This window comes from Phenylobacterium sp. (assembly GCF_030654915.1).
Classification (GTDB): domain Bacteria; phylum Pseudomonadota; class Alphaproteobacteria; order Caulobacterales; family Caulobacteraceae; genus Phenylobacterium.
In genome coordinates, this window is sequence record NZ_JAURWM010000254.1 from 1 (window position 1) to 3,360 (window position 3,360).

Consider the following 3,360-nt stretch of genomic DNA (forward strand, 5'->3'; position numbering starts at 1 on the left):
CTGGGCGCCATCAGGCGGCCCATCACCACCTCGTTGCCGAGCACCTGCCAGGTGCGGCCGGACTTCACCGAGTCCTTCAAGCCGGCGGCGAGCCAGGCTTCCTGCGGCCGCCCCATCATCCGGCGGCTCGGATCGTTGAGCTTGACCTTGAAGGCGGCGACCTCCGCCGGCCCGCCAGGCGCGGGCAGGTCGCGGTCATAGTTCAGTTGCTGGTCGCGAGCGGTCAGGCGCGTCTCGACCATGAACAGGCTCATCAGGTCGCCGAACTGGAAGGCCCGGTTGATGGCGAAGCCGCCGCCCGTCGGTTCGCGGATCGGCATCCACTCGTAATAGGCCTTGATCGCGCGCGCCTTGCGCTCGCTCCAGTCGCCCTCGGTCTCGGGCTGGTGGTTCTGGGCGCCGTGCTCGTAGCTGTCATTGGCCGTCTCGTGGTCGTCCCAGACCACGATCCAGGGCGCGCGGGCGTGGGCGGCCTGAAGCTGGGGGTCGGACTTGTACTGAGCATGCCGGCGGCGATAGTCGGCCAGCGAGACGATCTCATGGTTCGGATCATGCGGCCGCTCGACGGCGACGGCGGAGTTCATGCCGTAGGAATCGGGTCCGCCATATTCATAGATGTAGTCGCCTAGGTGCAGGATCGCGTCGACCCGCGGCAGGTTGGCGATGGCCTCATAGGCGTTGAAGTAGCCGTTCGGGTAGAGCGAGCAGGAGGCGACGGCGAGCACCACGTCCTTGGTCGGGCCGGACGGCAGGGTGCGCGTGCGGCCCATCGGCGAGGTCACGCCGTTGGACTCGAACTCGAAGGTGTAGGCCCGGCCGGCGTCCAGCCCGCCGACATCGACCTTCACCGTCCAGTCGCGCCCGGCGCTGGTCGTTCCCTGGCCAGACTTGGCGCCGCCGGCGCGGCGGTCGAGCGGATTCAAGCGCCAGCGATAAGCGATGTCGCCGGTGGCGGCGCCTGCTGGCGTAATGCGGGTCCAGAGGATCACGCGATCCGCCAGGGGATCGCCCGAGGCCACGCCGTGCTGGAAAGCCACCCGCCCGGAGTATCGGGCGGCGTCCTGCGCGATGGCCGGCGTCGCAGCGCCAAATCCCAGCAAGGCCAGGGCCCGTCGACGATCGATCCGCATCCCGTTTGTCCCCCACGCGTTGCAGCTAAGCTCGCAGCGCTACTGGAAGAGGATGACAGCCACATGTCTAGCGAAGGTCTTCACGCCCCGCGTGAGAAACTCTCAACCCATACCCTCAGCATGCACCACGCCATCACCTCGCTGATCGAGGAGTTGGAGGCGGTCGACTGGTATCGGCAGCGGGCCGACGATTGCGAAGATCCAGCGCTCAAGAAAATCCTGCTTCACAACGCCCACGAGGAAATCGAGCACGCCGCGATGGTGTTGGAGTGGATCCGCCGCAACGATCCGGAATTCGACGACCACCTGAAGACATTCCTGTTCGCCGAGGGCTCGATCACCGAACAGGAAGAGAAGTCGAAGTAGCGCTCTGGGTGGACAGCCGCGGTGAGGAAATCGACGACTAGCACGGCTCCGAACTGCTAAGGCTCGACCCCGCCGCCGAGGAAACCGCGCCATAATGCGCCAGCATCCGACCAGAGACATCGCCCCCAGCGCCATCGAAGCGGGAACGGGCGGAATGCCGCCTAACCCATCCAGGGGTCTGGGTTCAGGCGGACACCTCCAACGGTGAACCAACCGACGATCGAGGATGACGACCTCGCGCCCGAAGGCCTCGATATCGGGGACATGGTCGCCAGGGTCGTGACGATTCCGCCGGAAGGCGCAGGCGCCCGCCTGGACAAGACCCTGGCCGAACATGTGGACGACCTCTCGCGCGCGCGGATCCAGGCCCTGATGGCCCAGGGCCTGATCAGCCTGGGAGGCGTCGTGCTGACCGACGCCTCGGCGAAGGCCCAGCCCGGTGACTATCAGGTGCTGATCCCACCTCCCGCTCCGGCTGTCCCCCAGCCCGAGGCCATCCCGCTATCGATCCTCTATGAGGACGCCGATCTGATCGTGGTGGAAAAGCCGCCGGGGATGGCGGTCCATCCCGCGCCGGGCAACGAGACCGGCACCTTGGTCAACGCCCTGCTGCATCACTGCGGCGACAGCCTGTCGGGGATCGGCGGGGTCGCGCGTCCCGGCATCGTCCACCGGATCGACAAGGAAACCTCCGGCGTGCTGGTCGCGGCCAAGTCCGACGCCGCCCACCAGGGGCTTTCGAAGCTGTTCGCCACCCACGATATCGAGCGGGTCTATGTCGCCCTGGTGCGTGGCGCGCCTCATCCGCCGAAGGGCACGATCATCAGCCGGCTCGGACGTTCGACCCATGACCGCAAAAAGATCGCGGTGCTGAAGACCGGCGGGCGCGAGGCGATCACCCACTACCGGACCGAACGCACCTTCGGCCCGGTCGACAAGCCGACGGCGGCGCGCATCTCTTGCCAACTCGAGACCGGCCGCACACATCAGATCCGTGTCCACATGGCTTCCCAGGGAACGCCGTGCCTGGGTGATCCGGTCTATGGCTCAGGCCCGCCCGCGGCTCCCGTTCGCGAGGCGATCGCCCAGGCCGGACTGAAGCGCCAGGCCTTGCACGCCGCGGTGTTGGGCTTCGTCCACCCGGTGACCGGCGAGGTTCTGAGGTTCGAAAGCCCCCTCCCCGCCGATATGGCGCAACTAGAAGCTAACCTGTCAGCTTTGTAAGAAAGCTTGTGCCCCAAACGCCTTGAAGCCGCCCCGTTCGGCCTGTACAAATACCTGAGTTGAGCAGTCGGATTTTCAAGCCGTCGGTTTCTCCCAACCGCGGCCTTACGCCCACCGTAACCAATACCTATCTGAGGGATTGGAGGGGGCAGATGGTCTCGCGCGCATGGCGCGCTGAGCGACTTGAAAACCCGCCAATCTAAGAGGGGATACGTTCATGGCCGCGACCACTTCGCTATCCGTCATGTCGCCTGATGGCGGCCTCAGCCGGTATCTGACTGAGATCCGTAAGTTTCCGATGCTGGCCAAGGACCAGGAATTCATGCTCGCCAAGGCTTGGCGTGAGCACGAGGATTCCGACGCCGCCCACCAGCTTGTCACCAGCCACCTGCGCCTCGTGGCGAAGATCGCCATGGGCTATCGCGGCTACGGCCTGCCGATCGGGGAAGTGATCTCCGAAGGCAATGTCGGCCTGATGCAGGCCGTGAAGAAGTTCGAGCCGGACAAGGGCTTCCGCCTGGCGACCTACGCCATGTGGTGGATCCGCGCCTCGATCCAGGAGTACATCCTGCGGTCCTGGAGCCTGGTGAAGATGGGCACGACGGCGGCGCAGAAGAAGCTGTTCTTCAACCTGCGTAAG

4 protein-coding genes are annotated in these 3,360 nt (G+C 65.7%); 3 read left to right on the forward strand and 1 reads right to left on the reverse strand.

The genetic code is table 11. The features are described from left to right. Positions 1–1,130, reverse strand: a 1,130-nt coding sequence (locus tag Q7T84_RS13175) for an alkaline phosphatase (RefSeq protein ID WP_304809615.1), incomplete at its 3' end; no start/stop codon positions are given. Positions 1,131–1,193: 63 nt separating this feature from the next. Between Q7T84_RS13175 and Q7T84_RS13180 the strand changes: the two genes are divergently transcribed. The 3 genes from Q7T84_RS13180 to Q7T84_RS13190 form a co-directional block, all read left to right on the forward strand. Continuing rightward, positions 1,194–1,496 carry a ferritin family protein gene (locus tag Q7T84_RS13180; RefSeq protein WP_304809617.1) on the forward strand — a complete coding sequence of 101 codons (303 nt, stop codon included), beginning with the start codon at positions 1,194–1,196 and terminating at the stop codon, positions 1,494–1,496. A 264-nt stretch (positions 1,497–1,760) separates the two neighbouring features. Next, the gene (locus Q7T84_RS13185; RefSeq protein ID WP_304809625.1) at positions 1,761–2,720 is read left to right on the forward strand and encodes an RluA family pseudouridine synthase; all 960 of its coding nucleotides are present in this window, start codon (positions 1,761–1,763) and stop codon (positions 2,718–2,720) included. 217 nt (positions 2,721–2,937) lie between these two features. Continuing rightward, the coding region (locus Q7T84_RS13190) for an RNA polymerase factor sigma-32 (protein WP_304809620.1) at positions 2,938–3,360 on the forward strand (423 nt) is incomplete at its 3' end.

Bases quoted from the DNA above. Each gene is read 5' to 3' on its own strand.
- Q7T84_RS13180 (WP_304809617.1), top strand. From the start codon at position 1,194: ATGTCTAGCGAAGGTCTTCACGCCCCGCGTGAGAAACTCTCAACCCAT.
- Q7T84_RS13185 (WP_304809625.1), top strand. From the start codon at position 1,761: ATGGTCGCCAGGGTCGTGACGATTCCGCCGGAAGGCGCAGGCGCCCGC.